This window comes from Nocardia nova NBRC 15556 (assembly GCF_001613005.1).
Classification (GTDB): domain Bacteria; phylum Actinomycetota; class Actinomycetes; order Mycobacteriales; family Mycobacteriaceae; genus Nocardia; species Nocardia nova.
This window is the reverse complement of sequence record NZ_BDBN01000168.1, coordinates 1-4,800: the sequence shown is the minus strand read 5'-3', so window position 1 is coordinate 4,800 and position 4,800 is coordinate 1. Positions and strand designations below refer to the sequence as shown.

8 protein-coding genes are annotated in these 4,800 nt (G+C 68.8%); 6 read left to right on the top strand and 2 right to left on the bottom strand.

The window, feature by feature from the left end:
- On the bottom strand, window positions 1-864 hold an 864-nt coding region (locus NN2_RS35405), incomplete at its 3' end, for an IclR family transcriptional regulator (RefSeq protein WP_156511571.1).
- Between the two features lie 204 nt (window positions 865-1,068).
- On the opposite strand from NN2_RS35405, the gene NN2_RS35400 reads away from it, so the two are divergent.
- The 6 genes from NN2_RS35400 to NN2_RS35380 all read left to right on the top strand — a co-directional run bounded on the left by NN2_RS35400 (window position 1,069) and on the right by NN2_RS35380 (window position 3,875).
- Entirely contained in the window at window positions 1,069-1,812 is a 744-nt protein-coding gene (locus NN2_RS35400) for an SDR family NAD(P)-dependent oxidoreductase (RefSeq protein ID WP_030518469.1), read from the top strand.
- A gap of 49 nt (window positions 1,813-1,861) precedes the next feature.
- Window positions 1,862-2,023: a hypothetical protein gene (locus NN2_RS38015; protein ID WP_169812493.1), complete on the top strand. Its 162-nt coding sequence runs from the start codon at window positions 1,862-1,864 to the stop codon at window positions 2,021-2,023.
- An 80-nt stretch (window positions 2,024-2,103) separates the two neighbouring features.
- Window positions 2,104-2,271, top strand: a complete 168-nt coding sequence (locus NN2_RS35395; protein ID WP_036499828.1) for a ribbon-helix-helix domain-containing protein — start codon at window positions 2,104-2,106, stop codon at window positions 2,269-2,271.
- A 1-nt stretch (window position 2,272) separates the two neighbouring features.
- Window positions 2,273-2,614 carry a VOC family protein gene (locus NN2_RS35390; protein WP_039784179.1) on the top strand — a complete coding sequence of 114 codons (342 nt, stop codon included), beginning with the start codon at window positions 2,273-2,275 and terminating at the stop codon, window positions 2,612-2,614.
- On the top strand, window positions 2,611-3,483 hold the full coding sequence (locus NN2_RS35385) for a class I SAM-dependent methyltransferase (RefSeq protein ID WP_063019602.1): 873 nt from the start codon (window positions 2,611-2,613) through the stop codon (window positions 3,481-3,483). The genes NN2_RS35390 and NN2_RS35385 overlap by 4 nt, the downstream gene beginning before the upstream one ends.
- 20 nt (window positions 3,484-3,503) lie before the next feature.
- On the top strand, window positions 3,504-3,875 hold the full coding sequence (locus NN2_RS35380) for an ACT domain-containing protein (RefSeq protein ID WP_063019600.1): 372 nt from the start codon (window positions 3,504-3,506) through the stop codon (window positions 3,873-3,875).
- Window positions 3,876-3,882: 7 nt separating this feature from the next.
- On the opposite strand, the gene NN2_RS35375 is transcribed toward NN2_RS35380, so the two are convergent.
- A partial coding sequence (locus tag NN2_RS35375; RefSeq protein WP_169812492.1) for an HNH endonuclease occupies window positions 3,883-4,800 on the bottom strand: 918 nt, incomplete at its 5' end.

The window sequence follows — 4,800 nt, the reverse complement described above, 5'->3', positions numbered from 1 at the left end:
GCGACTCGGCGAGGCGGCGAGCGAGCGCCCGTTCGTCCGGACCGCCTGTGCGCGCCGGCCGGCCGGGACATGACGTCGCCCGCGGGACTCGGCGGCCAGCGCGCGCGAGGTGCGCGCGGCCGCCTCCGCGACCAGCGGGGCGAGACGCTCCATCGTCGCGAAGTTCGTTTCCCCGCACAGGCAGATCGCGGCCAGCGGACCCTGCGGACCCCGGATCGCGGCGGCCACGCTGGGAAGTACCCGGCCCACCATCGCATTGGTGTATTCGCCGCGGTCGAACGACAGCCCGCGATTGCGGCGGATCCGGTTCAATTCGCGATGCAGGCTCGGCACATCCCAGCCTCGGCCCTGGACCGGATTCGACAGCTGCTTGCCGAGCAGTGCCTCCACTTCCTCCGGCGGCAGCCAGGCCAGCATGGCGCGGCCGCCGGTGGTGAGGTGGGCGAAACTGCGGCGTCCCACATGCGATTCCAGCGTGCGCGCGAACGGGCCGCCGAGTTTGTCCAGGAACACCTCGTCGGCGCCTTCGAGAGCCGCCAGGTGCACCACGAGTCCGGTCCGTAGCTGCAGTTCGTGCAGGTGCTCGGCCGCCGCCTCGCGGATCTCGCCGTGCCGGCCGTCGTAGCCACCGAGCCCGAGTGAACGGCGGCCCAGGCAGTAGCCCGAGGGGGTGTGCTCGAGCCAGTGCAGTTTCACGAGCTGGTCGAGGATGCGATGCGCGGTCGAGCGCGGGAGCCCGCTGTGTGTGCAGATCTCCACGAGGCTCAGCCGCGTCGACCGGTGCTCGAACATGTCGAGAATGAGCGTCATCCGCTCCACCATCGACGGCGGCAGGGGGCGGGGTGCCGATGTGGCCAGTGGCATCGATGCCTCCGATCGTGAGTCACTTCCATCCTGCCCGTCGAATCTGGGCGAGAACCGGAATTGAAGCCCGAGTGTAGTGACGGCAGACACACTGCGCGATGGCGGTCCATCCCGTTCGTCCGGTATCCCGCTGACCGGAACGGCGCCCGACCCGAATCCGCGGACCTGACAGCGTGGAATTTTTCCGGAGCGAGAGGAGTGGGTGTGCGGCTCGAAGGAAAGGTTGCGATCGTCACCGGTGGTGCGGGCGGCATCGGCCGGGGAATCGTGCGCGCCTTCGCGAAGGAAGGCGCCGAGATCCTGTTCGTCGACATCAACGACGAGGCCGGACGTGAGCTGGAACGGGAGCTGGCCGGCGCAGCGGCGTATCTGCACGCCGACATCACCCGCGAGGAGAGCGCCGAGTTGATCGTCGCCGCGGCGGTCGAGCGGTTCGGCTCGGTGCACGTGCTGGTCGACAACGCCCACGTCTCCAAGCAGGCGCCGCTGCTCGAGACCACCCAGGAAATGTTCGACCTGTCCTTCGGCACCGGCTTCTATCCGACCTTCCGATTGATGCGCGCTTGCTATCCGTATCTGAAGCGCAACCGCGGCTCGGTGATCAACTTCGCCTCCGGCGCGGGGCTGGAGGGGCAGGTGCGGCAGGGTTCGTACGCGGCGGCGAAGGAGGCGATCCGGGCGATCAGCCGGGTCGCCGCCAACGAATGGGCCGCCGACGACATCAATGTCAACGTGATCTCGCCGCTGGCGCTGACCGAGGGGGTCGCCGCCTATATCGAGGCAAATCCCGGCGTCGAGGAGGCCTTGCTCGCGCGCACCCCGCTGCATCGCTTCGGCGACCCGGAAAGCGATATCGGCCGGGTCGCGGTATTCCTGGCCAGCGCGGATGCGAAATACATGACCGGCCAGACCCTGATGGTCGACGGCGGGTCGATCAAACTGCGCTGAGGCCGTTTCCGTCCCCGCCCGCGGCCGCGCAGGCGGCTATCGTGGGGTTATGGGCGTGTTCGGTGAGATGTTCCCCGGCAAGAAGCTGACCGACGAGAGCGGCGGTGACAGCGACGGGCAGCAGCATCGGCCGCGGCTGGATCTCGACCTGGAGGCGGGGGTGATCCGGCTGTCGGGGACGCCGCGATCGGACGAGGAGCCGTCCGAGTAGCCGGTTCGGAAGATCACTTCGTGACCTTCGCGGGCCGATAGATCTAGCAATCTAGATTGCTAGCATGTTAGTGTTCTCTCGTGGGTGCCGAGGAAGTCAAGCAGTTCAACGTGTATCTCCCGGTGGAGCTGATCAAGCAGGTCAAATACCGGGCGGTCGAATCGGAGATGTCGCTGTCGGCGTTGGTGGCCGAGGCGCTGCGGGCGTATCTCGGCGCCGAACCGCCGACGCGTGAGAAGGAGAAGTGAGATGGCCGCCAGAGGTGTCGAGGCGATTTTTCTGGAGACCCACAACTGGGGGAAATCGGCGAAGTTCTTCCAGCAGCTGGGCTTCGAACTGGAATTCGCCACCGACCACAATTCCGGACAGCTCCGCAACGGGGACGGTCCGTATCTGTTCATCGCCGAGGTGCCGGCGGATCGTGAACCGGGAATGCAGGTCGTGCTGAAAGTGGAAGCGGAGCAGGACTTTCCGGCGCCGGTCGAGGTGGTCTCGCCGTTCGCCGACACCCATTACGGAACCCGCGAGATGACGGTGCGTGATCCCGACGGGCGAGTGTGGACGCTGCAGGCTCCCGGTGGTGACCGATGAGCGATACCCGGACCGGTGCGGTGCCCGATCAGACCGCCGTGCCCGATCAGACCGCCGTGCGGGTCGCGCTGTGGCGCGCGCTGCACGTTCGGCTCGACCCGCCGCCGCATGTGCTCGACGACGAGATCGGCCTGCGTCTGGCCGATCCGCCGGAGGGCTGGCGCGAGCGCGGCGATATGCATCCCGTGGGCACCAGCCGCTTCCGGGCGAGCATCGTGGTGCGGTCGCGATTCGTGGAGGATCTGCTCACCGAACAGGCCGGGCGGGTCGGCCAATACGTGCTGCTGGGCGCCGGACTGGAGACGTTCCCGCAGCGCAAACCCGACATCGCCGCTCGTTTCCGGATTTTCGAGGTCGATCAGCCGCAGACGCAGGCCTGGAAGCGGCAGCGTCTGGCCGAGACCGGTTACGGCCTCCCGGAGTGGTTGCGTTCGGTCCCCGTCGATTTCGAGAAGGATTCGTGGTGGGAGCGCCTGACCGCGGCCGGTTTCGATCCGTCCCGGCCCGCTATCGTCGCCTCGCTGGGGGTGAGCATGTATCTCACCGACGAGGCCAACCGCGAAACGCTGTCGCTGCTGGCGCGGACAGCGCCCGGATCCACGGTCGTGATGACCTTCCAGCCGCCGCTGGAACTGCTCGACGAACAGGATCGGCCGAGCCGGGAGTTCGCGGTCTCGGGGGCGGCGGCCTCGGGCACGCCGTTCCTCAGCTTCTACGCCCCGGCGCAGCTCGTCGCCATGGCCCGGAGGGCCGGTTTCGCGCAGGCGCACCACATTTCGGCGGACGAACTCAACGCGCGCTACTTCGCCGGGCGGCCGGACGGGCTGCGCACCTCCAACGGCGAGGAGTTGCTGGTGGCGACGACCTGAGCCCCGCCTACGATGAGCCGATGGCGAAATCCCAGCGCTTGCACATCTTGCCGTCCCGATTCAGCGTCGACCACATCCCGTCCGCGACCTTTCCGGAGGACGACGAATGGGTGGCGCTGGTGCGGGCGCCGGAGGGGCTGACGGTCGTGCGCGAGGCCCCGCCGTGGGAGCGGGAGTCGTGCTGGCTCGGCCTGTACGCCGCCACGCCCCGCGAGCTGGACACCTCCGGTGCGCTGACCGCGATTCTGGAACCCCTGGCGCGGCACGGCATTCCCGTCTTCGTCGCCTCGACCTACCATGCGGATCTGGTCCTGGTGCCCGAATCGCGCAGCGCCGCCGCCACCGATGCGCTGACCGAGGCCGGATTCGAGATCGCCGGAGAGGCGGGCTGACGACGGCTCAGATGTGGTCGCCCTTGTCGCGGTTGCAGCCGCGGCACAGGATCTGCAGATTCGCCGCACTGGTCGCGCCGCCGCGGCTGAGCGGAATGATGTGGTCGAATTCGAGGTAGTGGGTGGCGCCGCATTCCACGCACCGGCCGCCGTCGCGATGCCACACTTCCGCCTTGATATCGGGTGCGATGGACCGGCTGTCGCGTCTGCCCGGCGCGACCGTGAGCCGTTTCGCCACTCGCAGGGCGCCTTCCACGATCGCGGCCACCAATTCCGGTTCGTCGACATCGAATTCGGCCCCGCCGCGTGCCGAGGTCGCCGCCACCGTCACGCCCGTCTCGGAGGCCGCTACGGAAACCGCTCGGGCCCAGGGTATTTCGATACCCGCGTCGGGTCCGATGAAGCGTAACTTCCGGTTCGAGCAGATCAACCGTCCCGGTGACGCCTGCGCGCCGCGGCCCGACCGGCGGATGCGGGTCGCGGCGGTGTCGAGATGGACGCGTTCCTGCGGGTCCAGATGCAGATCGGGCACCGCGATCACCGGGAGCTCGCCCGCACGCAGCCGGGACAGGATGCGCAGCCGCCGCAGGCTGCGGCGCAACTCGTCCACGGCCGCGTCGCACACCTCGAGCGCGGCGACCGTCGCATCGAATCGTTCCAGCTCGGCGCCGCCGATCGTGCCGTCGGCGAGTGCGAAAGCCGCCATGCGCTCGAGATGGGCGACGGCGGGTCCGCGCAGGGCCGCGCGGGCGGTGTCGGGGTCGATGCGCTGATGGCGGATCCGCGTCCACAGCTCGTCCCAGTCGGGTCCGCTCGGTCCGGTGGTGGTCAGGACGCGCAGCGCCCGGGTGCGCCAGCCGGAGAGGTAGTCCTCGACCTCCGCGGCACACGCGCGGCAGGGTGCGGCGCCGAGCAGGCGCCAGCC

Excerpts from the sequence above, each read along its gene's own strand:
- NN2_RS38015 (WP_169812493.1), top strand. The coding sequence starts at position 1,862 with ATGGGCGTGTTCGGTGAGATGTTCCCCGGCAAGAAGCTGACCGACGAG.
- NN2_RS35390 (WP_039784179.1), top strand. The coding sequence starts at position 2,273 with ATGGCCGCCAGAGGTGTCGAGGCGATTTTTCTGGAGACCCACAACTGG.
- NN2_RS35385 (WP_063019602.1), top strand. The coding sequence starts at position 2,611 with ATGAGCGATACCCGGACCGGTGCGGTGCCCGATCAGACCGCCGTGCCC.
- NN2_RS35380 (WP_063019600.1), top strand. The coding sequence starts at position 3,504 with ATGGCGAAATCCCAGCGCTTGCACATCTTGCCGTCCCGATTCAGCGTC.